The sequence below is a fragment of the Shuttleworthella satelles DSM 14600 genome, from assembly GCF_000160115.1.
Taxonomy (GTDB): Bacteria; Bacillota; Clostridia; order Lachnospirales; family Lachnospiraceae; genus Shuttleworthia; species Shuttleworthia satelles.
On the sequence record NZ_GG665867.1, the window covers coordinates 264433 to 286020 of the forward strand.

Annotated in this window: 20 protein-coding genes and 1 pseudogene; 5 read left to right on the forward strand and 16 right to left on the reverse strand. The window is 50.4% G+C overall.

Going from position 1 to position 21588, the window contains the following annotated elements:
• The first annotated feature begins 172 nt into the window (after positions 1 to 172).
• Positions 173 to 1219, forward strand: coding sequence for an aldose epimerase family protein (locus tag GCWU000342_RS08005; protein WP_045000933.1), 1047 nt, complete (start codon positions 173 to 175; stop codon positions 1217 to 1219).
• Between the two features lie 12 nt (positions 1220 to 1231).
• Here the strand turns inward: GCWU000342_RS08005 and GCWU000342_RS10855 are convergent, their stop codons facing one another.
• The 11 genes from GCWU000342_RS10855 to GCWU000342_RS08060 all read right to left on the reverse strand — a co-directional run bounded on the left by GCWU000342_RS10855 (position 1232) and on the right by GCWU000342_RS08060 (position 14225).
• Positions 1232 to 1354 carry a hypothetical protein gene (locus tag GCWU000342_RS10855; protein ID WP_278081759.1) on the reverse strand — a complete coding sequence of 41 codons (123 nt, stop codon included), beginning with the start codon at positions 1352 to 1354 and terminating at the stop codon, positions 1232 to 1234.
• Positions 1355 to 1386: 32 nt separating this feature from the next.
• A complete protein-coding gene (locus GCWU000342_RS08010) occupies positions 1387 to 2718 on the reverse strand; it encodes an ABC transporter permease (RefSeq protein WP_006906891.1) in 1332 nt (443 codons plus the stop codon).
• Positions 2718 to 3410, reverse strand: a complete 693-nt coding sequence (locus GCWU000342_RS08015) for an ABC transporter ATP-binding protein (protein WP_006906892.1) — start codon at positions 3408 to 3410, stop codon at positions 2718 to 2720. The genes GCWU000342_RS08010 and GCWU000342_RS08015 overlap by 1 nt, the downstream gene beginning before the upstream one ends.
• On the reverse strand, positions 3410 to 4918 hold the full coding sequence (locus GCWU000342_RS08020) for an efflux RND transporter periplasmic adaptor subunit (protein WP_006906893.1): 1509 nt from the start codon (positions 4916 to 4918) through the stop codon (positions 3410 to 3412). The genes GCWU000342_RS08015 and GCWU000342_RS08020 overlap by 1 nt, the downstream gene beginning before the upstream one ends.
• A gap of 310 nt (positions 4919 to 5228) precedes the next feature.
• Entirely contained in the window at positions 5229 to 6080 is an 852-nt protein-coding gene (locus tag GCWU000342_RS08030; protein ID WP_049921678.1) for a class B sortase, read from the reverse strand.
• Between the two features lie 72 nt (positions 6081 to 6152).
• Complete coding sequence (locus tag GCWU000342_RS08035) at positions 6153 to 6734, reverse strand: hypothetical protein (protein WP_156784535.1); 582 nt, start codon at positions 6732 to 6734, stop codon at positions 6153 to 6155.
• Positions 6715 to 7815, reverse strand: a complete 1101-nt coding sequence (locus GCWU000342_RS08040; RefSeq protein WP_006906897.1) for a phosphodiester glycosidase family protein — start codon at positions 7813 to 7815, stop codon at positions 6715 to 6717. The genes GCWU000342_RS08035 and GCWU000342_RS08040 overlap by 20 nt, the downstream gene beginning before the upstream one ends.
• Complete coding sequence (locus tag GCWU000342_RS08045) at positions 7805 to 8941, reverse strand: bifunctional glycosyltransferase family 2/GtrA family protein (protein WP_045000936.1); 1137 nt, start codon at positions 8939 to 8941, stop codon at positions 7805 to 7807. Before GCWU000342_RS08045 ends, GCWU000342_RS08040 begins: the two co-directional genes overlap by 11 nt.
• Before the next feature lie 353 nt (positions 8942 to 9294).
• A complete protein-coding gene (locus GCWU000342_RS08050) occupies positions 9295 to 11913 on the reverse strand; it encodes a glycoside hydrolase family 3 protein (protein ID WP_045000938.1) in 2619 nt (872 codons plus the stop codon).
• 244 nt (positions 11914 to 12157) lie between these two features.
• Positions 12158 to 13519, reverse strand: coding sequence for a sensor histidine kinase (locus tag GCWU000342_RS08055; protein ID WP_006906902.1), 1362 nt, complete (start codon positions 13517 to 13519; stop codon positions 12158 to 12160).
• A 4-nt stretch (positions 13520 to 13523) separates the two neighbouring features.
• Positions 13524 to 14225: a response regulator transcription factor gene (locus GCWU000342_RS08060; protein WP_006906903.1), complete on the reverse strand. Its 702-nt coding sequence runs from the start codon at positions 14223 to 14225 to the stop codon at positions 13524 to 13526.
• A 162-nt stretch (positions 14226 to 14387) separates the two neighbouring features.
• Between GCWU000342_RS08060 and GCWU000342_RS08065 the strand changes: the two genes are divergently transcribed.
• Genes GCWU000342_RS08065 through GCWU000342_RS08075 form a run of 3 tightly spaced genes read left to right on the forward strand, consistent with a single transcriptional unit; the run spans position 14388 to position 16655 of the window.
• Positions 14388 to 15152 (forward strand): ABC transporter ATP-binding protein, encoded by a 765-nt coding sequence (locus tag GCWU000342_RS08065; RefSeq protein WP_006906904.1) that lies wholly within the window; start codon positions 14388 to 14390, stop codon positions 15150 to 15152.
• Complete coding sequence (locus GCWU000342_RS08070) at positions 15149 to 15874, forward strand: ABC transporter permease (protein WP_006906905.1); 726 nt, start codon at positions 15149 to 15151, stop codon at positions 15872 to 15874. The genes GCWU000342_RS08065 and GCWU000342_RS08070 overlap by 4 nt, the downstream gene beginning before the upstream one ends.
• Before the next feature lie 13 nt (positions 15875 to 15887).
• Positions 15888 to 16655, forward strand: a complete 768-nt coding sequence (locus GCWU000342_RS08075) for an ABC transporter permease (RefSeq protein ID WP_006906906.1) — start codon at positions 15888 to 15890, stop codon at positions 16653 to 16655.
• Between the two features lie 788 nt (positions 16656 to 17443).
• On the opposite strand, the gene GCWU000342_RS11055 is transcribed toward GCWU000342_RS08075, so the two are convergent.
• The 3 genes from GCWU000342_RS11055 to GCWU000342_RS08085 form a co-directional block, all read right to left on the reverse strand.
• Entirely contained in the window at positions 17444 to 17803 is a 360-nt protein-coding gene (locus GCWU000342_RS11055) for a DUF1648 domain-containing protein (protein WP_045000940.1), read from the reverse strand.
• A gap of 381 nt (positions 17804 to 18184) precedes the next feature.
• Positions 18185 to 18322, reverse strand: a complete 138-nt coding sequence (locus GCWU000342_RS10535; protein ID WP_156784536.1) for a hypothetical protein — start codon at positions 18320 to 18322, stop codon at positions 18185 to 18187.
• A 397-nt stretch (positions 18323 to 18719) separates the two neighbouring features.
• Positions 18720 to 19355: a CHAP domain-containing protein gene (locus GCWU000342_RS08085; protein WP_006906909.1), complete on the reverse strand. Its 636-nt coding sequence runs from the start codon at positions 19353 to 19355 to the stop codon at positions 18720 to 18722.
• Between the two features lie 124 nt (positions 19356 to 19479).
• Between GCWU000342_RS08085 and GCWU000342_RS11000 the strand changes: the two are divergent.
• Positions 19480 to 19659 (forward strand): annotated as a pseudogene (locus GCWU000342_RS11000) (recombinase family protein); the annotation flags it as partial.
• Between the two features lie 151 nt (positions 19660 to 19810).
• Here GCWU000342_RS11000 and GCWU000342_RS08095 read toward each other — a convergent pair.
• Both GCWU000342_RS08095 and GCWU000342_RS08100 read right to left on the reverse strand, forming a co-directional pair.
• Positions 19811 to 20800: an SIR2 family NAD-dependent protein deacylase gene (locus tag GCWU000342_RS08095; RefSeq protein WP_006906911.1), complete on the reverse strand. Its 990-nt coding sequence runs from the start codon at positions 20798 to 20800 to the stop codon at positions 19811 to 19813.
• Complete coding sequence (locus GCWU000342_RS08100; protein WP_006906912.1) at positions 20784 to 21587, reverse strand: protein-ADP-ribose hydrolase; 804 nt, start codon at positions 21585 to 21587, stop codon at positions 20784 to 20786. The genes GCWU000342_RS08095 and GCWU000342_RS08100 overlap by 17 nt, the downstream gene beginning before the upstream one ends.
• Position 21588 lies beyond the last annotated feature (1 nt).

The following is a 21588-nucleotide window of genomic DNA, read 5'->3' on the forward strand; positions in this document are numbered from 1 at the left end:
TTCCGTCGATGGATTCTCCTCTTGCCGCCCGCCCAGCTTCTTTTTAAAATAGAATCAAACGCACTGCCAAAGGACAGCCGGCCGGACGATATAAAAAGGCAGGGTCGACCGAAAATGAGCCGGTAGCAAAAAGTCTGTGGGGGTCGATGAATCAAAGTTCGAGGAGGGGAAAATGACTGAGTCAGAGATCTGGGGCAGAGGTCCCCATGGAGAGGAAGTGAGAATTTGGACGATTTCCAACGGGAAGGGTCTGCGCGCCAAATTCATGAATCTGGGGGCTGTCCTGCTGGAGCTGGATGTTCCGGACCGCAGGGGAGAGACAGCGGACATCGTCCTGGGCTACCGGGATCTGGAATCTTACTTCCGCAATTTCGCCTGTTTTGGCGCCACTGTCGGCCCAAACGCCAACCGGATCGGCCAAGCAGCCTTTGAGCTGGAGGGAAGGCGCTATCAGCTGGAGGCAAATGACGGCGTCAATAATCTGCACTCCGGCTCCGACTCTTTTCACCACCGCGTCTGGCAGCTGGCAGAGGCCGGTGAGAATTCCATCTCATTTGCCATCACAAGCCCTCATATGGACCTTGGTTTCCCCGGCAATCTGACCCTGACCGTTTCCTATCAGCTGAGCGAGGACAACCGCTTGATCATCGACTACGAGGGCATTTGCGATCGCACTTCTCTCTTTAATCCGACCAACCACAGCTACTTCAATCTGGCCGGCCACAATTCCGGTCAGGTCTTCGATCAGCTGCTGCAGATTTCATCCGACTCTTTCACCTATGCTGACGCCGCTTCCATCCCCGACGGACAGATCCGTTCCGTCGAGGACAGTCCCATGGACTTTCGCGTGCCAAAGCCCATCGGCCGGGATTTGAAAGCTGATTATGATCAGCTGAAATATGCGGGCGGATATGACCACAACTGGATTCTGCGAGACTGCAATGGCCAGGTTCGCCCCGTGGCCACTCTCTTGGATCCCGTCTCCGGCCGCCGGATGACCGTCTCAAGCGACCTGCCCGGAATCCAGTTCTACACCGGCAACTACATCGATGAAAGTGAAATCGGCAAGGGCGGCTGTCACTATCCCAGGCAGGGCGGGGTCTGCCTTGAGACCCAGTACTTCCCCAATGCCATCAATGTCGAGAGCTTCACCTCTCCTCTGATCTACGCGGGACAGCCTGTGCACAGCCGAACCGTCTTTGCCTTCTCTGTGATCTGACAGAAACTGCCTCTATCTGCTTACCCTGTCGGAGATTCTCTCATTGACCCGATGGGCAACAAGGGCGGTCAGTATCTTTCCTGTCTCTACCGCAGGGATGCTCTCATCGATCCTGTGGCCAGCAAGTCCGGCCATCACCTTGCCTGCCTGTTCCCGCCGGGGAATTCTCACTCGTATCTGAGGGCATCGATCGGATTCATCCTGGCTGCCTTGCTGGCGGGAAAATACCCGAAGAAGATTCCGATTCCCATGGAAAATCCCAGGGCGATCAAAATCCCTCCCAGGGACGGCCTGGCCGGATAGCCCAGAAGCTGAGAGGCCGCTACGCCCAGGGTGATTCCCAGAATGACCCCGATCAGGCCTCCGATCAGACAGATGATCGTGGCTTCTACGATAAACTGAGCCCGGATAGAGGAATTCCTGGCTCCCAGGGCCTTGCGGGTCCCGATTTCCCTGGTTCGCTCCGCGACGGAGACCAGCATGATATTCATGACTCCAATGCCTCCCACCAGAAGGGCAATTCCCGCAATAATGGAAATGGCTGTCGTAATCGTCCCAAGCATAGTCATCAGCATGTTGACCAGACCGCCGAAGGTGACCGCTTTGGCCTGGTAATTCGGATTGTTCCGATAGTAGGGCTTAAAATACGTATCAATTGCCGCAGTCAGCTCCTCCTGGTTCTGCTTCTGATCCATCTGCTGACCGGCATGCCCCGTCGCCGCGATAACCTGAATCATGCGGTAGCGACCGCCCGTCTTGCCCACCATCTGATTGTAGGTTCCGATCGGTATATAGAAAGAGGAACCCGCGAAGGCCGTCTGTGTCGCCGCGTTTCTGCTCTCGCTCTGATAGACTCCCACGATCGTAACGCCGTAAGTCTTACCGTCCAGGGACATCTCAATCTCCTGGTTCAAAGCGTCCTGTATCCTGTCGCCAAACATCTTTTCCGCCGTCTCCTTTGCGATCAGGGCTACGCGGCGTTGATTGGTAAAATCCTCGGCCGAGAACATTCGCCCGGCCTGGATACTGTTCGGATGATTTAAGAAAAACCCGGCATTTACCCCCAAAAGATTGACGTCCGCGCTCTGTCTGCCCGTCTTCTGACTCAGCTTTACATTCCCGCTCTGTCCCCAGACCACGACGGCCCGGACCCTGTCCCCCAGGTAGTCGACCAGTCCCTTGACCATGGCGTCGCTGATGTAATCGCTCTCCTGCATGCTCTCTCTTGTCTGCCGGCCGGCAAAGCGGATCCCATCCACCGCCTGCCTGGGATCTCTCTCCCCCTTCTCCTCTGAGCGCGGCATGACATTGACATAGATGTCGTTGGCGCCCGCGCTCTGCATATTGTCGGATATGGAGAGCGTCAGGGAATTTCCCACGGTGAAAATGGCGATGACAGCCGAGATTCCGATGATAATTCCGAGCATGGTAAGGAAGGCTCGTATCTTGTTGGCCTTAAGACTGGCAAATGCCAGCTGGATATTCTCTCCCAGGAGCATCAGTCTCTCCCTCCCTGATCCATGATCTGACCGTCGCGAATCGCGATGATCCGATCGGTTTCCGCCGCCAGCTCCGGGGAGTGGGTGATCAGGATAATGGTCTTGCCCTGCTCCCTGTGCAGCCTGTGAAACAGATCCATGACCAGACGTCCGGTCTTGGTATCAAGAGCTCCGGTGGGTTCATCCGCCAGAATAATGGCTGGATCGTTGGCCATGGCCCGGGCAATCGCCACCCTCTGTTTTTGTCCGCCGGACAGCTCCTCGGGCAAATGCCTGGCCCGGTCTGTCATCTCCACCATCTCCAGAAGCTCCCTGGCCCGGGCTCTGCGCTCGCTCCGTCCCAGTCCGGCATAGAGCATGGGAAGCTCCACATTCTTCTGGGCATTTGTCTTGGCGATCAGATTGTAGGTCTGAAAGACGAAGCCGATCTTCTTGTTGCGGATATCGGACAGCTCGTTGTCCGTAACCCGGCTCAGATCGATCCCGTCCAGAAAATACCGCCCCTCTGTGGGCCGGTCTAAGACCCCAATCAGATTCATGAGTGTAGACTTGCCGGATCCGGAGGGCCCGACAATGGAGACAAATTCTCCCTCCTGTACAGAGAAATTGATATCGTGCAGAATCTCCAGCTCATTGGGCTGGCCCAGGTAGAATCTCTTTACAATGTGCTCTAAGCGGATGACCTCTCCCATCAGTTTACTCCTCCGCCTGCCCCCATGGAGTTGAGCAGCTGATTGACGGAATTGTCACTCTTTGTCTCCGGAACCACGACCTGCATCCCCTCCTGAACCTGATCAGAGACAATCTGGGTATAGTAGGTGCCCTCCAGACCTGTCGTGACCGCGATCCGTCTGACGCTGATCTCCTCCTGCTTTTTATCCCCGCTCTCTCCTGTCTTCTTGTGCTCGACAATCTCAATGAAGGAGCTACCGTCTTCCGCCTTCTGCACGGATTCAAAGGGGACGCTGAGGGCGTCAGGCGCCGAAGAGGTGATAATGCTGACATCCGCATTCATCCCCAGGCGCAGGCGATCATTTCCGGCAGGAAGGGCAATTGTCACTGTAAAACCGGAGGAGGAAGATCCGGAAGAAGCTCCCGCAAGATCTCCCAGGCCACTGAGACTTCCCAGATCCAGTCCTCCGATCGAGCCTAGCCCACCAAGTCCTGTCCCGGAGGAGGAAGATCCGGCCGCCGGGGCGACCGCCGTCACATTGCCGTCCAGTTCCGCCTCCCCAGTCGCGCCCGTCTTGACCTTGACCGCCATCCCCGCCTGAACATCGGGGATATCCGCCTCCGCGACCGTTGCTAAAATCTGGAAGGAGGAGTCGTCTTCGATCCTGGCAATGGTGCCGCCGCTGTAGGTCTTGCCCGCTTCCGCCTTCACCTGCGTCACCAGTCCGTCCATAGAGGCTCGTATCGCGCCCTTGTCAATCTGCTGCTGCAGTTGATCCAGCTGATTCTGCAAGCTTGATATACTTGACTCTGTGACAGAGGATCCGGCATTCCCCAGAGAGGACAAGTCGGCAGACGGTGCATTTTCAAGAGCCTCCAACTGAGCCTGCAGCGCTGTTTCCTGTGCCTGAAGAGCCGTCAGGGCAGCCTGGCTCTGCTCAACCCGGACCCGGTCTGCCGCCAGCGTGGCCGCGTCCGCTCCGCTTCCTGTCTCCAAATCCCGCTTCAGCTTGTCCTGGGCCTGGCTCAGACTCTTCTCTGCCTGGTCTTCTCTGCTCCTGACCTCCTCCAGCTTCTCCTCGATTCCCTGCAGCTGGCTCTGCTTCGCCTGGGCCGCCTGGGCTGCCTGCTGAGCCAGCTGTGTCTCCGTCTCCTTCTGTGCCTGACGGGCAGACCGGATCTGCTCCTTCAGACTGTCGCGGCTGGCCTCCAGGCGGCTGGTATCCATCTGCGCGATCAGCTGACCGGCCCTGACCCGGTCCCCCACCTTGACATTTACGGTCTTGATCGGGCTGGCCAGAAGATCACTGGTCAGATCCTGACTCTGCACAGAGGTCACCTTGCCGCTTCCCGTGACCGACTTGACGATCGTCCGCCTGGAAATCGTCTCTGTCTTCGGCTCCTTATCTGCTGCCTTCTTACCGAACTGCGCGCGGACGATGGCAGCGATGACCAGAGCTAAAACGATGATCAGAAAAACAAGCAATTTCCTGTGCTTCTTCCAAAACTGTATGAATCTCGCCTTCATAATAAGCCTCACGATATTCCAGGATTCCAGGCTGATGTCAAACCCCCGCCTGCTGCCTCCAACCTTCCATCTTCCGCGCCAGGCTTCTGGCCTGCTGCCTCCAAACCCCCGCCCGGTCTGTACAGCCCCTGGCCTTGTCTGATATGCTTTCCCGGCAGGCTGTCCTCCGCTGATTTACTGTCTATTATAGACATCATTTCCTCCGGGACACAAGAAAAAGGGACCGTGAAAAACGCGTTCGCGCAATTCTCACAGCCCCTGGCTTCCTATTCAATTTTAAAGCCACGACACAGAGGTGTCTGGCCAGCCATCAGGGATTTTGGCTCTCGTAGGCATTGGCCTGCGCTTCATCTAACAATTGTCCGGACGCGTATACATAGGCGGCCACCCGCTTGCCGCTGACAATGAAGCGGTCAGACGTCTTAGAGCAGGTAGACAGGGTCACCACCTTATCATCCGCACTGACCTGCACGTCCGTCTTAGTCATGGCGTCCTTCTCTAGAAGCTTCAGATGGTTGGCGTAATCCTCTCCCTTGTCCTTAAAGACAGCATAGACATCGCTGTCCTCGTTCTGGTCGGACCACGCAAAGACCTGATAGCGGTAGACCACATCTCCCCGGATAATCTGAAAATACTGATGATCCTGGTAATAATTCGGATCATCCTTGTAGTCGCTCAGACTCCCGAACATGGTCTTGTTATTCATCTGGTGCCCGTAGACCAGGGAGTGGTAGTCCTCGAAGTTCGGCCGATTCTTCCCCTCCAGGAAGATGGAGCCGGCAATCGCGTACTTGCCGTCCATGGACTTTCGCAGCCAGTAATTATCATCATTCTCCTTGTAAAGCACCGGATAATTGACGTGGTCATTATTCTCCATATAGATCCAGGCCTTGACCGTGTCATTCTGCTTGAGCAGCTCGGGGAAGTCGACCATCACCTGCTGATACCACTCCTTGGCCTGCCCTTTCGATGAATCCGCCACAGTGACCGCGCCCCTGGCGTTCTGGTACACCTGCTCCGAGTCATGATAATCCTTCAGCGTCAGGAGGATCCTCCCCCCTGAATATACGATTACCAGGAAACAGACAGCGATCAGGATGTTATAGACAATTCCCGACTTCTTCCTCTTCTCCTTCTTTGGCTCCTGCTTTATTTCTCTCATAGAACTTCCAATCAATTGCATTTATGAATGTTTTGTGAATAGAACCCATTCTAATCAATCGATTGGGCAAAGTCAATCCGCCTGTTCCCAGACGTATTCCAGGTTCGCGGGATCCCTTTTGTCTGCCCGGCCCGGATTCGGGGAGTAGGCTCTCGACAGAGACAGGGAGACATCCGGGGTTTTCTTTGCCCTCAGATCCCGGGCGAGAGAGAAAAGAGCCAGTGCTGTCAATCCGCCTGCGGCCAGCCAGTATGCCAGAATAAGGCGGTTGCTTGTCCCGTAAATAGCAAGGACTCCGCTCATAAGGCTTCCCAGGGTCAGAGTCAGTACCGCGGCGTCCCAGATACTTCTGGTCAGGGAAGAAATCGCCCTTCCGACGCCATGGTCTCCTTTTTGCCTCAAGCCGGCCATTGTCCCCGCATCCGCGTCTTCTCCGGGATCAGCTCCGATTCGGCCTCTGCGATGACCCTTGATCCCGGACCAGAGAATCAGGCTTGGAAGCAGACCTCCCAAAAGGGGAATCAGGAAGGCCAAATACATGGTCGGGGCATACACTCCATAGCTGAAACACTCGTAAATCAGTCCGAAGGCCAGGATAAATCCGGTCATAAGTCCATAGTTTCTGCTTCTTTTCTTAGCTTCCGATGTAGACAATGTCGCTCACACTCCTCTCACTCGTTCCGTGTCCCGTTGTTGTGGGATTGTTGATTACCTTACCCTGGAAGACCATGGTGGAGGATCCTCCGCCGTCCAGATTATAAGCTGTTGTGGCTCCCAGCGATTTCATGAACTGGGCCAGTTGATAGAGGGATAGTCCCTGGCTCTCGCTGCTGCGCCCGTCGGAGACCACAAAGACATAGTGACCCTGTCCGACCTGGCCGATCGCGGTTCTCGGGTTGGAGGCCATGGCCTTGCCCACCTCGGAATTGGCCGTCACAGTGACTTTGCCGTCCTGAATCAGACCCGGTCCAAAGCTATAGACCTGCCAGGCCCCCTGATCGACCAGCTCCTGCGCTGTCGCGTCGGAGGCATTAACCACCTTCATGGATCCATCCGTCCCAATGGCCAGAACCTGGTCGTCACTGTCAGCTGTCGACCGGTAGACAGTGCCGTTGCGGACCACATAGCCGGATTCCTGGGCCCCGTAGTAGTCGCCATTAATCGCGAGGATCGCTCCGACGCTGTCAGCGATGCTGGATGTCTTGGCTGTCACGTTCTTTCCGTAGGTCCCCTGGGCGAAGGCGCTCTTGATGTATTCCGCTGAGCTGACCTGAACATCCGCCACATAGATATAGGTGCTGTTCTCATAGAAGCGGTATACCGTAATGGTCACATTGTCGTCCGAATAAGTCCCTACAACCGTCGCGTCAGCATACACTCCGCTTCCGCTGCTCCCCTCCGTCAAGGTCCCGGTCGTCTGACTGGAGCTGCTCTTTGAACTCCCTGAGGAGGATGAAGAGCTCCCGGAGCTGCCTGACGATTTCAGACTGGCGAATTCCGAGCTGCTGAGAGAGCTCTGACTGGACGCGGCATAGGAACGGGCCAGGACAAAGGTATCCAGGAGGAAGTAGCTGCTGAAGGCGATCAAAAGGGCCGTCGAAGCGATACGAAATCTTCTTCCTGCCAGTCCCCGGCCCTTTCCGCCGTCTGATTTCTTCTGAGTCCCTGATCCGGGATTCTTACCTTCTCTGCCCTCCTGAAATTCATCCTCCATTTTTTTCTTCTCAGGCCACATAGGGCACCTCCTTTCTCACAAATACAAAGTTCTTCTGGACCAGATAGCTGAGGATAAAGATGGTCGGTTCCGCGATCAGCTTGGCGGTCAGTGCCCCCAGCCCAAGCGCGGTCAGCCCATAGACCAGACATGTGTCAGCGCAAAGCACCAGGACAGCCGTCAACGCATAGCGGCTGAGACTTCTTCCCAGCCTGCCCCGATGATGGAAAACGAGCTTCCGGTTCAGACTGTAATTGAAGGCCGCGCTGATCAGACGGGCCAGGACGTTAGCCCCGACGACAGGAATCATCAATGTCATCAGGGCATAGAGCAGATAGTCCAGTCCAAAGGACGCGAGAGAAACTCCGGCAAAGGAGATGATCTGCTCGAAAATCACCCTGTAGATGCGAATGGAGTCCCTCACCGCGTGGAAGTGACTGCCGGCATTATTGTTCTCATAGATTGTCTCGATCGGGATCTCATAAATGGGGATCCGATCTCCGGCAAATTCTAAGAGCATGCGCATCTCGTACTCATACCGCTCTCCGCCGATCTTGCACATTTTCGGAATGTAGGCCGTACAGAAGGCCCGCAGTCCTGTCTGCGTGTCCGAGACCTTCTGCCCCGTCACCAGAGCAAAGACCTGACAGGTCAACCGGTTTCCCAGCTTACTGCGCAGTGGGATTTCCCCGGAAAAATGTCGGCTCCCCAGATAGAGTCCGTTGGCCCCATACAGGCAGCGGTGAGCCAGATGCAGAGCATCGTCCGGTCTGTGCTGTCCATCCGCGTCCATTAAGACCACAACGCCGGGCTTCTCAACCAGCCGTCTCAAATAGGCAAGACCTGTGCGAAGAGCAGCTCCCTTTCCTCGATTCTGCGGATGCCGAAGGAGCATCAGGCGAAATCCCGTCTTTGTCCTGTTCTCACCCGTCTCAGGCATAGAATCGGAGTCCGGTCCAGCCTGGCCGGCCAGTTCCTCAAGACGGCGAAAGACTGCCTGGGCTTCCGGCCTCCTGCTTCCGTCATCCACAACAAGCACATGCAGATTTGCCTCCAAAGAGCCGCTTCTGCCCCGCAGCTCCTCCACAAGTTCCAAGAGCCTATCGTCCGGCTCATAGGCCGGGATCAAGATGAAATAGTCATCCATAGCGTCCTCCTTTCCAAGTCTCGCCCTCTTCCCGCGCTCCGGAGTCAGTATGATATGAGCTGGTCGCTCCTCATATTTCTTCATCCGTCATCGCGCGATCCGAATTGACTTGTACATAGACTAGACGCCCGCCCTTAAATGAACCTTAAAGCGAATACTCCCTGGCCAAAAAATAGAGCGCTTAAGTCAAACGACTCAAACGCTCTTTCTGATCACAACTAAATTCTCTTTTTGCGACTTTACATATTTACATACTCTCTTATCTTGCCTGTCTTCTCTTCTTCGCAACCAGACCGCCTGTAAGCACTGCCGCGAGAAGGAGAAGGGGGCTATAGACGGGAAGTCTGCCCAGATTACATCGGCCGGTCCATACGCAGAATCAGCTTCAGCATATTGCCCGCGGCTCTCTGCAGTTCCGCCAGCGTCAAAGGATAGGGAACTTCCCCCTCCTTCTTTCCAAGGGCATTCAAAATATCGTCGACATCCTCCTGACTGCCAGGCATGGTCAGGTCATTTCCAGCCTTGACACAGCCTGACGCATAGGAATCGCCATACTTTCTCTCGCTGGAATTACCGCTGGGATCCAACTGCCCCATACTGCCTGTCGTCCCCCAGTCCGTCATGATGATTCCGTCAAATCCCCACTCATCTCGAGCAATGGCCGTCAGAAGATCGTAGCTGTTCGCCGTATGCTCCCCATTGATCAGGTTATAGGAGGTCATAATCGAACAGGGGTGTGCAGTCTCGACCGCAATTTGAAAGCCCCTGAGGTAGATCTCGCGAGCAGCCCTCTCACTGACATGAGAGTTGACATGATTTCGATTATCCTCCTGATTGTTAAAGGCAAAATGCTTGATCGTCGTACCTGCGCTCTTATGTCTCTGCACGCCCAGGGTATCGGCCGCAGCGCATTTCCCGGTGATCAGCGGGTCCTCTGAATAATATTCGAAATTTCGACCGCAGAGGGGAGAGCGATGAATATTCATGCCGGGAGCAAGCCAGAGGTCGACGCCCAGCTCCTCCATCTCCTCACCCACAATATCGCCTGCCTCTTCAATCAGATGCAGATCCCAGGTCTGTGCCAGGAGCGTCGCGATGGGAATCGCCGTCGTGTATTGATAGTAGTCTATCGCGTCAGCGGGTATCTCTGGCTTGGGAGCCAGAGTCTCCAGAAACTCAAAGCCTGGGATTGCCATACCGGAGGTCAGGACATTCCCCTTCGTATCTGCCTTGAAGCTGCTGGACAGGCGAAGTCCTGCCGGCCCATCCGCAGTCACCAGATTGCGGACTCCGCAATCATCAATCAGAAGAGATGTCGTATCCCCGGCCGCGCCGGCAACCGCAGTCGATGATGCGCCGATCTGAGGACCTGAGGCGCCAAACTGTCCTCGCTGACTTCCGACGCAAAGGGCGGCCAATTCCTCCGGACGCAGCTGCCCGAGGAAATCCTCCAGACAAATCTGCCCCTCTCTCACCTGTTTTAAAGTCAACCGCTCTGTCCGGGCTGCGCGCAGGGGAATCTCCTTCGGTGGTTTGGAATAAGTCACCCTGCGGCTGGCTATCTCCTCTGCCATAAGCTCCAGAACCAGGGCATTGGCAATCTCAGCCTCCTCATCAGGATAGGAATAGGGCCTGACACCTGTTCTGGACAGCTCCTGCATTCGGCAATCCAGAGGCAGGCGATTGGACAGCTGTTCCGTAACTACTTCCCGACCCAGGTGAATTCTTGCGACAACCCGGCTGTCTCTGGAGTGCTGACCAAGGCGGATCAGATAATCCCCGGGCTCCAGGATCCAGGCGGCCTTCTCCTCATCATAAGAGGCCAGCGATCTGGTTGGGATCTCGATAGACAGATCCTGATAAGCGCCTGGCTCTAAAAGAGCGGATTTGGCATAGCCCTTCAACTCCTGGTAGGGCTTCTCCAGCCTTCCGGCAGGCGCGGAAACATAGACCTGCGCCAGGCCCCTGCCCGCATAGCGATCTCCCGCATTGATTATTCTTACCTGCAGGCGAATGCTATCTCCATCAAGCTCGATGTCATTTGCCTCCAGCCGGAACTTTGTATAGGACTTACCATAGCCAAAGGGATATTGCGGGGTCACATTAAAACTGTCATAGTACCGATAACCCACGTAAATTCCCTCGGTGTAGTACTCATCATCCAGATCTCCATTCCGATAGCTGAAGCTGTCCGCAATCGGCGTATCTTCATAATTGACCGGCCAGCTTGTGGTCAGATGACCAGAGGGTGTTTCCTTGCCGGTCAGGACATCGGCCAGAGCATACCCCCCATAGTTGCCGGCCTGGGACATAAGGAGAACCGCATCTATCCCCGGAATAGACTTGATTTCCTTCATATCAATGACACCGCCTACATTAAGAACCAATATCAGATTCTCATATGCGACGGCCAGCTTCTTCAGGGCCTCAACCTCCTCTTCGAAGAGATAATATTGTCCCGGATCAAGCCGGCGATCCGCTCCCTCTCCTGAATTCCTTGAGAGGACAAATATGGCCGTATCTGTCAAATCCGTCTTGATATCGTCATCCTCAACAGACACAATTGCCGGCTCAATAAAAGGATTCGTGAAAATATCCATAATTGCGCTCTGACCATTCCCGCGCAGATTGGCAATGATTTTCTCCTGATACTGGCGCAGCGCACCTGCCACATTCTGACAGTCGCGATCAATCCACTCCTTCGTGACAACCTGATAACCGGCATCCTCCAGTCCCATCTCAACGTTGACGATCTCACGGCTGTTGACATCGCCGGATCCGGTTCCTCCCTTAATCGTGCGCCGCGCTCCATTGCCATAGAGAGCGATATTCCCAGATGCCTCCCGCAGAGGAAGGGTACCGTTATTCTCCAGGAGCACCATTCCCTGGCTTGCAATTCGCCTGGAACGTTCTCCGTTGCGTCTCTCCCTCTCAGAGACCTCTGGACTTCTGCTTGCGTAAAGTTTCGCCACTCTTCACCTCATTTCTAATCTGCCTCATTGTTCCGATATGATTTCCTATATGATATAAAATTTCCTCCATAAAAACTTCAGTTTTCATAAACGATGAAATGATCTCTCACAGATATTGCTTTGATATGAATAAGAGTAACACAGAGTCCTGTAAATTTACCTGTAAACTTTGGGAACTGACCCTCAAATCGTTTGAAATACAAGGATATTTGCAGGAAAACAGATACTTCTTTGGGCTTGTTTTTCATGAGGAGGGGAAAGTCAATGTTGCTCTGCACCCGTGTGGGAAAACAGATACAATCGCAAAATCTCCTTGATGGGCTTCGGCGATCTGTTGGACAATCAGCAGCCCAAGTCCATGCCTCAAATCAAGTCGTTCATCTGTGCTTTTCATATAATGAGGCTTTTCTTCCATCTCCTGCAGTTTTTCCGCAGACATTCCTATTCCGTTATCTGTAACCGCCAGGATAAGTTTATTGTTGGATATTGCAAGAGAAAGGCAGATTTCACAGCCCTGCGGATTGTATTTCATGCTGTTCTGAACAAGGTTGTTCACAGCTCGTAAAATCAATCTGGTATCACATTTTAATACCGTATTTTCGGAATCAGGAGTAATCTCAATTCTAATATGATAGCTGTCGGCAACTCCTGTATTCAACAAGTCAGCTACATAGGAGCGCAGTAATTTGGATAAGCGAATTTCTTCTTTATGAAGCGGTTGCATTTCATATTCCAACTGCGATACTAAATTCAAATCCCTTACCAGCTCTTTGATCTTTACGCTTTGTTTCCGTACGATTTCTGCCTGTTCCCGAATGGTCCTGCTGGCAGTTTCATTTTCTGCAATGCGGCCCGCATACCCCATAATCATGGAGAGAGGTGTGCGGATGTCGTGAGAAATACCGCTGATCCAGTTTGCGCGTGCCTCATTTTGTCTGTTCAAAATAGAAGAAGCCTTGGTCACGCTACTGGCAATTTCCGATAGTTCGCCGCTGATGTGAAGGGAAACTGTTTTTCCGTCCGCTAGAGTTTCTATAGCAGACACAATCGGTTCGGTGCTGCGAATGATTTTACGTTTAGAAAAATAATAGGCCAAAAAGAGACATAGAACATCCAATGCAAACATTCCCAAGGCAAAGACAGGGAATCGCCTGAGTATAGCAATAGAATAATAATTGCTGGTAAGTTTTGTATAACTGTCTTTTGGATACCCCAATATCAGCAGCCCGTCATCGGTGTTCCAGACAAAAACCGGGTAATCCTCAATATATCCTTTTGAAAACAGTGCAACATCTTGGATGGTATAGCTTTTCGGTACTTCATCGGGCAGATCAATCGACCAATAACATTTTCCATCTGCGTTTAGATAAAGCGCCCAAATATGATTCTGCCGGAGCTTTTGCAGCGCATTTTCCGACACTTGTTCCGGCGTGGCGGCAGCAGCAGTCATTTTCAACATGGATTGCGGCGATGAATCTCCATAATCCTCGGTCACCATCTTTTGAAATGTCAAAGTGAATATTACTGCGTTAAGCAACAGCAATATCAAGATAAAGGCGGCAAAAGATATGAGGTGTTTCGATATATAATTTGCAAATGATCTCATAACATCACTTTCTTGCTGTCAATTTGTAACCCAACCCTTTAATCGTTATCAGGGACACAGGCTTTGACGGGTCGGTTTCGATCTTTTCCCGGACGCGCCGGATATGAGCATTAAGGCTGTTTTCATAGCCAAAGGGATTATCTCCCCATAGCGCTTCACAAAGCGCATCCACGGTAACAATCTTTCCTTCATTGTGGGCAAGTGTTTCGAGTAAGGTGTGTTCTTTGGCAGTTAAGGAAATAATTTCGCTGCCCTTATGAACTTCGGCCCGGCTAAAATCAATCGTACATCCATCTAAAACAAGCAGCGGCGCATCCTCTTTATAGGCGCGACGCAGTACCGCATAGATACGCAGCAATAATTCCTGCGGCAAAAAAGGCTTTGAAATATAATCATCTGCACCAAGACCCAAGCCCGATAATTTATCTGTTGCCTCGTCTTTTGCTGTCAGGAAAATGATCGGTACATTACTAATCGTACGAAGCTGCTGCATCAAAGAAAAGCCGTCTCCATCCGGCAGCATGACATCCAGAACAATGAAATCAGGATTTTCTTTTTTTGCGATTAAAATAGCCTCTTTGACAGACGCAGCCGTAAAAATAGTTTCAAATCCTGCATCTTTCAATATATCTGTTAGCATCTTCAATAACTCCTGTTCATCATCTACCAACAGGAGCCTCTTAGTGTGCAAAAAGGAATTGTCCATAGCGTTTTCTCCAATCTGATTCCCTGATTTTCATTATATCATCGGCGTATATTCTGCGGTCTCATCCCTTAAAAAGTAAGGTAAAAGTAAGGACGGGAGAATGTAGATGTCAGGTTGCAGTTATACCATAAAACCATAAAAGCATCGAAAGGAGATATTTCTATGGACTATATCATGACAACGGAACAGTTGACAAAGAAGTATAAGAATTTTACTTCGGTCAACAATGTTTCACTCCATATTCGCAAGGGCAGTATTTATGGTTTCCTTGGTCCCAATGGCGCGGGAAAATCCACAACTATGAAAATGCTGCTGGGCCTGACGGCACCGACAAAGGGCAACTTTACCATTGATAATAAGCAGTTTCCGGCTGATCGGATTAGCATTCTCAAAGAAATCGGTTCTTTCATTGAAGCGCCGTCCTTCTATGCAAATCTGACCGGTCGGGAAAATCTCGATATTATTCGCCGCATTTTAGACTTGTCGAAAACCGATGTGGAGGATGCCCTGGACCTGGTAGGGTTGACCGAATTCGGTGACCGGCTGGCCAAAAAATATTCACTTGGTATGAAACAGCGTTTGGGTCTTGCCGGAGCACTTCTGGGGCGCCCGCCAATCCTGATTCTGGATGAACCCACCAACGGTCTTGATCCGTCCGGTATTCACGAAATCCGCAATCTGGTAAAATCCTTGCCCAGTCTTTATAACTGTACGGTGCTGATCTCGTCCCATATGTTGTCTGAAATCGAATTAATTGCGGATGATATTGGTATTCTAAACCACGGACGACTTTTGTTTGAGGGAAGTATGAATGATCTGCGTCAATATGCCCTGCAATCCGGTTTCACTGCGGACAATTTGGAAGATGTTTTCCTTTCTATCGTTGAAAAGGACAATACAGAGAGAAAACGGAGGGCTAGATTATGAAAATTCTGGCAATCGAACTTCGGAAAGAAAAGCGTACCGGCGTGATTCCTGTCCTGCTGGCTGTTGGTGTTTTGGGAGCCCTCTACGCGTTTGTTAATTTCCTTGTGCGGAAAGAGGCACTTCTAAATCTTCCGCTGGCTCCGATGGATGTCCTGCTGACCCAGCTTTACGGCATGATTCTGGTTTTGAATCTGTTCGGTATCGTTGTTGCTGCCTGCATAATCTACAACATGGAGTTTAAGGGAAATGCTGTCAGGAAGATGTATATGCTTCCTGTAAGTGTCCCGACAATGTATCTATGCAAATTTTTACTTCTGACGATTATGTTTTTGCTTGCAATCGTGCTGCAAAACTTGACGCTTGCACGAATCGGCATGGTGGATCTGCCGGACGGAACATTTAAAATGAGTGCCTTGCTTTGCTTTGCCGGATATTCTTTTATCACATCCATGCCGGTGTTGTCATTTATGCTGTTGGTTTCCTCGCGTTTCGAAAATATGTGGGTGCCGCTTGGCATTGGTATCGCCGGGTTTTTAAGCGGTATGGCTCTTGCAAATTCCGATCTGACTCTTCTGTTGCTACATCCTTTTGTGGTCATTCTCAAACCGGCGGTAGCCATGAGCGCCCAGCCTGATCCGACGGTTACACTTGTCGCTTTGGCGGAAACACTACTTTTCCTTGCCATGGGTTTGTGGTTGGCGAAGTATAGACGCTACGAGTAGGAGGACTGAGAAAATGAGCTTTTGTGATTTACTCAAAATCGAGTTTATAAAAGTAAAACGATCAAAGATCGTACCCCTGATCTTTATTGCACCTCTGCTAGTGGTTACAACCGGTGTTGCAAGCCTAAGCCACCATTTTACCCCGGAATCTACAAATGCATGGTCTGCCATGTTCATTCAAAGTACACTGCTTTATGCGTATTATCTGTTACCACTCAGTATGATCGTTGTCTGTGTGATGATTGCAGGTCGGGAAACTGGAAATAATGGTATTCTGAAAATGCTGGCTTTGCCAATCAGCCGATATGCGCTTTCCATTGCCAAGTTCTGCGTGCTGGTATTTTATCTGTTCATGGAAGTAGTGGTCTTTCTTGTCGTTTTCCTAATTGCCGGGATGCTTGCAACACGGACAATGGGAGTGACAGAGGCCTTACCAATCCTCTATCTGCTGCAACGGTGCCTGGGCTTGTTTCTGACAATGCTGCCGAGCATTGCAGCTATGTGGGCAATTACTGTACTGTTTGAAAAGCCGATTCTTTCTGTGGGATTGAATTTGTTACTTATTATTCCTGGCGTATTGGTTGCGAACACGCCGCTGTGGATTGTTTACCCGTATTGTTACAGTGGTTATCTTGTATCTTGCTTGCTCTATGACTTTACGGCAGAAACATCCGGCGCTGCTGCTTTTGAGATGCTTCCCTTCCTGCCATGTGCGGTTGTAATGTTTGTTCTGTGTTTCGTTTTGGCGGTTACCCAGTTTGGGAAAAAAGAAATGAGGTAAATTATCAGAAACCACACACTTTGAGAATAAGGCTTATGCGGCAATCAATATCTATTTGCCGTTGACGGCGGTAACAACGCCAGCGGGCGCTGCGTGCTATAAAGCTTGTAATAAAGCCGAACAAAGAATAAGTCCCCGGGGAACGGGGACTTACGAAAAGGGAGTTATGAAAAAGATTAATGTCGAAATGAATGTCGGTTTCATTTGACAGTATTTATGTTAGTTGGATTTCGTGTTCAAATTGTGTTTAAGTCGATAAGCTTCCAAAAACAAATATAAACAAACTATAAAAATATCGCCCTGAAAACACCTTATCCCAGTGCCCACACAGAGAAAGCGTTGAAATGGATTCGTGACTATCACTGCCGTAATCTATTTCCGCTTGCGAGCTTTACGGTAAGCTGCGCACACAAAAAGGGTACTACAGGCATCCTGGCTCTCTATATCGTATTGATGTTGTCAATAATAGTTGACAGATTTTCCTCAAGGATTTACAACCCTAAGCTGCTCCCTGTAAATTATGGTGTCGAACATGCGGCTTAGATAAATATTCCGGATACTTTTCAACCCAGTGATAAAGCATTGGATTTGAAGGATATCCTAGTGTTTGTGCGACCGTATTTGCCGAGCCCGTTGCACTATATAATGTCAGTGCGACGATAATCTGCTCCTTGGTGTACCTCATCTGTTCTCACAAGGGTATTATGGTGTCTAGGTTTTTGTCCGCACCCCCTCGGGGGCTTTTCAGAGTGGAAATAAACTTTTCACTTCAGCTAAGAATATTAACCTCAGTTTCCCTTGCTAAATCCTTTATATAAGAATCTAAGACAATCATAATCTACTAATATAATCACTAGAACTGAAATTATGATAATAAGAGAGAGTAAAAATTTTTCAACTTTTGTTTTTCCTAAATACCTATAACTCAAATTTATCATTACACGTATAAAATAGCCAAAAGCAATTATAACAATTGGATACAATAATAGTTCGTATTTACTCCCCCATCGATTAATATTTCCTAATGCATCGTAATGTACAGGGATTTTACTACCAATGAATGGTAGCAAACATACAGTGACTACAACCGGAAAAATTGTTAAGATACATATTACCCGATGTATAATTATTTTGCCTTTACTATCCATCTTTCATATTCCGCCTCATATTAATTGGTTAAGTCAAGTACTGAAATAGTGACTGAAGGATACACGAAATAGAACGTCTTCCTTTCTGTTCTACATGGCCTTGTTTATCCCCAGCCCTCTACGGCAACTACACCCCTATGTTTACCAGAAGCATCGTTGCCTACAGAGATCCTCACTGAATTCGTTCTTTCTATCCATAATTAGAGTGTCAACTAAACTCCTACACGGGATTACCCTCTATGGATTGATATTCCGTCTATTACTGGCTCATTCTTTGTATTTTTTTCTTTCTGTCTCCCTTCCTATATCAGACATTGGTATTTCGCGCCTAGAATTTGATAGGCATTGTAACCATTCTATAGCTTTATGAGCCGTCCAGTCTCAGCTACAGCCATCTCCAGCGCTTCTGTTAGCAAAATACACCTGACAGTCTGACCAACATCCACCAATGTATCCATTAACCTTAAGTTCTTCTTCATCTTTGCTAGTATTTTCATTAACTTCTAGTTTAATAAGCATATCTTTTTCCTCCCTCCGTGTGTGTGACTATCCTCAACTTAAATTTATTGTACTCTCATTTGTGTAATATGTAATAATTTTTTTAAAATTTATTATTTTTTAGTCATAATGCACATTGTCTTGCTCGGATGTACATCATCATGCATAAGCACACATCAAATGTTATTGTTAACAAATGAACAAGGATCTCAATTCCCATCCGCATATTACTACTCTGAAAAAAGAACATTGTACTCCATAATGAAGACTCCGCCACTATTTTCGTAGACACTGCCAAAAGTGCTCAACACATACGGAGAGGGGGTTGCCTACCTTATGCAAGTAACTCCCTCTTTTTAAAATTTCTGCAAAATACGTCTTAGTCCCTGTCAAGCCAACGCTCATACTTTTACCTCATTTAATACCTCGGCAAACCATATCTGTAAATCGCTTTTCCCCCAACGGGATAGCTTCTCGTCCGACATTCATCTCCGGAGTTGCCTTCTACCGTATAGACCGTTCCGTCTTCGCATTTTTGGACGATACCCACATGGGTTGTCACGCCGTTTCCGTCCCAATCGAAGAAGATAATATCTCCGGCTTTCGGCTCATAGGTTCTATCTGCCCATTGTCCTTTCTCCTTGAACCACGCCTCCCCAGAGGTGCATAGCGCAAACTTAGGCAAGATCCCGGAGTCGATATAGCCGCATTGCTCTGCACTCCACGACACAAAGCAGGCGCACCAATCCACATGCTCGGAAAATCCGTACCATGACCAGTAAGGCTGTCCGCCTACATTTCCCACCTGTGATAATGCCACCTCGACGATTGCTGTATCGCCTCCTGTCGTAAATGCACGGCCATAAGGGTAGTAGCGAAGCACATGGCTGACATACTGAGTATCACCGTATCGCTCCCATCCAAGCTTTGCTGCCTGCATGGTAGAAAATTCCACGGCATTGCTATAAGAGTATCCTCCATACTTGTCTACTGCCCAAGTGATATACCCTCCGCCAAAGTTATAGCCTTGTAAGGCCAGCTTGATATGCTCCATATCCAATGGATTTTTGGCCTTTGCTGCCTGTAGGACGGATTTTATTTGTTTTGCCTGAGCCAGCGCTGTGCTGAATCAGATAATTCTGCGTGGTTCCATTTTCTCGCACATCACCAAGAAGCAATACATACAGAGCCGCGACGATTGGCAGTTTGTCCACATGTATACCGACGAAAGCATCACTGGCACCAGCACCAAAAAGCGCGAGGGCTTTAAGCAGATGGTCGCAGATGCGCTGGACGGCCAGATTGACCTGATTATCACAAAATCGGTCAGCCGCTTTGCCCGCAACACCGTGGACAGCTGGCATGGGCTGGTGGACTACGCCACCGTTTACAGCGAATACGACATCCGCTTCACCTTCAAAAACGGTCAGGAAATCAAAGCCTGATCCTGACCCAAAGCAAACTCCCGATCATCGGTATTGTGCCGATGGCCGGGAGTTTTATTTTGCTTTACAGTAATGCTTTCAGCACTTCTCCAATATCCCCATCAATGCATATGCTCCTGTCCGCGATCTCGCCGGGACAAAACGCCTCTCCGTAATTGACACAGGCGTACACCGCGTTTTTGTTTGCCAGCGTCATCTGCCAGAACGGATATTTCACAATGACAGGCGTATTGGCTCCCACACCAAGTTCAAGATAAAGCACATGAAGATTTTCGTGCCTGCGCAGAAAGTCGGAATATGCCGCAGACGCACTGTGCCATCCCTCATCTTCCGCAAAGGAATCATCGGCGCGGAGATTCATTGTAACATCCGAGCCGTCCTCCGGGCTTTTCGGTATAAGCTCTGCCGGGATACGCATGGTTATCTTTCCGTCCTCCGGCACCTGGAACACGTTGTCCCCATCTTTCACAAACCCCTGTGCCGCCATCGCTTTCATTGTCCATTCCTCATTGTCATAGGTCTTGCCGTTCCTGCCGTCCGCGGTTTGAAAAAGTCCGTAGTCTCCCTGCGTATAGAAGAGACGCTTTTTATCAAACCCCGCTCTCTGGAACTGATGATCCACATTTGTGGTAATGGAGAACCAGTCTTTATCTTTCACAAGCGCAAGAAGCTCCTGATACACGGGCTTAGGCGGTTCAATAAAACGGTTGAAATAGATGTGCCTTGCCCACCATGCCCAGCGTGTATCATCATCGGGGAAGGGATAGAAACCGCCGGAGTAGATGTCGCGGATACCGTACTTCCTTGCAAAGTCAAAGAAGTATCTTTCAAACCGCTCCCCACTATAGGTGAGTCCCGCAGACGTGGAAAGCCCCGCGCCGGATCCGATCACGACAGCGTCCACCGTTTTGATTTCCTGTTTCAGCCTTGCAATTCTTTCTTCCTTTGTCCCTGTTCCTAAAGCCATATGCCTGCTGAAGCACCTTACTGCGGCGAGTCCCTTCTGAATGCTCTCCAGATATCCGTTAGGCATTTCATCATACAAGTTCTTCATAGTATTTTTTGTCCTCGTCCTTAAAGACATTAAAGATCACCCTTTCCATGTATCCGGGATGCTCCTTCATCCAGTCTGTCACTGTTTGTACCGCAATCTCCGCAGCCCGCTTATTCGGGAAATGAAATACGCCCGTGGAGATGCAGCAAAAAGCCACGCTTGCAAGACCGTTTTCCATACACATATCCAGTGTGTTCCGATAGCAGTCTGCAAGGTCTTTTTCCAATTCCGGCATCAGTCTATACTGAACGATAGGTCCCACAATATGTACGACCTTTTTTGCCGGAAGATTATAGCCTGGCGTCAGCATCGGAACAGCGGTAGGCTGCTCATAATCTCTGCCGCATCTTTCCCGCAGCAGATTCATCTGACGGTTGCACTCAGCTCGAAGCTGCACACCGGCAAAGGTGTGGATGCAGTTGTCGATGCAGGTATGACACGGATAGAAACAGCCGAGCATCTGCGAATTGGCAGCGTTTACAATAGCATCCACGGCAAGCCGTGTAATATCTCCTTGCCAGATGGAAAGCCCGTCCCGTATCACAGGAACGTCCGAAAGCTCCACGATCCCGTTTTCATAGATGCGTTCCTTCAGATAATCGTCCTGAACACGGAGGACAGATTCGTCCATCTTTCTTGGCATACGGATATTCATCAGCGAACGGAGAACTCGCCGTTTCCCGTTCTCATCGTTCGGTGTCTGCAAGTCTTTATATTCATCGGAATCAGCTTTGAATTCTTCTACCAGGTAGTCAAGCCGCTGATCCTGCGTCATTCTCTCATTCATG

Bases quoted from the DNA above. Each gene is read 5' to 3' on its own strand.
- GCWU000342_RS08005 (WP_045000933.1), top strand. From the start codon at position 173: ATGACTGAGTCAGAGATCTGGGGCAGAGGTCCCCATGGAGAGGAAGTG.
- GCWU000342_RS10855 (WP_278081759.1), bottom strand. From the start codon at position 1,354: ATGGCCGGACTTGCTGGCCACAGGATCGATGAGAGCATCCCTGCGGTA.
- GCWU000342_RS08010 (WP_006906891.1), bottom strand. From the start codon at position 2,718: ATGCTCCTGGGAGAGAATATCCAGCTGGCATTTGCCAGTCTTAAGGCC.
- GCWU000342_RS08015 (WP_006906892.1), bottom strand. From the start codon at position 3,410: ATGGGAGAGGTCATCCGCTTAGAGCACATTGTAAAGAGATTCTACCTG.
- GCWU000342_RS08020 (WP_006906893.1), bottom strand. From the start codon at position 4,918: ATGAAGGCGAGATTCATACAGTTTTGGAAGAAGCACAGGAAATTGCTT.
- GCWU000342_RS08030 (WP_049921678.1), bottom strand. From the start codon at position 6,080: ATGAGAGAAATAAAGCAGGAGCCAAAGAAGGAGAAGAGGAAGAAGTCG.
- GCWU000342_RS08040 (WP_006906897.1), bottom strand. From the start codon at position 7,815: ATGTGGCCTGAGAAGAAAAAAATGGAGGATGAATTTCAGGAGGGCAGA.
- GCWU000342_RS08045 (WP_045000936.1), bottom strand. From the start codon at position 8,941: ATGGATGACTATTTCATCTTGATCCCGGCCTATGAGCCGGACGATAGG.
- GCWU000342_RS08055 (WP_006906902.1), bottom strand. From the start codon at position 13,519: ATGAGATCATTTGCAAATTATATATCGAAACACCTCATATCTTTTGCC.
- GCWU000342_RS08060 (WP_006906903.1), bottom strand. From the start codon at position 14,225: ATGGACAATTCCTTTTTGCACACTAAGAGGCTCCTGTTGGTAGATGAT.
- GCWU000342_RS08065 (WP_006906904.1), top strand. From the start codon at position 14,388: ATGGACTATATCATGACAACGGAACAGTTGACAAAGAAGTATAAGAAT.
- GCWU000342_RS08070 (WP_006906905.1), top strand. From the start codon at position 15,149: ATGAAAATTCTGGCAATCGAACTTCGGAAAGAAAAGCGTACCGGCGTG.
- GCWU000342_RS08075 (WP_006906906.1), top strand. From the start codon at position 15,888: ATGAGCTTTTGTGATTTACTCAAAATCGAGTTTATAAAAGTAAAACGA.
- GCWU000342_RS11055 (WP_045000940.1), bottom strand. From the start codon at position 17,803: ATGGATAGTAAAGGCAAAATAATTATACATCGGGTAATATGTATCTTA.
- GCWU000342_RS10535 (WP_156784536.1), bottom strand. From the start codon at position 18,322: ATGCTTATTAAACTAGAAGTTAATGAAAATACTAGCAAAGATGAAGAA.
- GCWU000342_RS08085 (WP_006906909.1), bottom strand. From the start codon at position 19,355: ATGGAGCATATCAAGCTGGCCTTACAAGGCTATAACTTTGGCGGAGGG.
- GCWU000342_RS08095 (WP_006906911.1), bottom strand. From the start codon at position 20,800: ATGAAGAACTTGTATGATGAAATGCCTAACGGATATCTGGAGAGCATT.
- GCWU000342_RS08100 (WP_006906912.1), bottom strand. From the start codon at position 21,587: ATGAATGAGAGAATGACGCAGGATCAGCGGCTTGACTACCTGGTAGAA.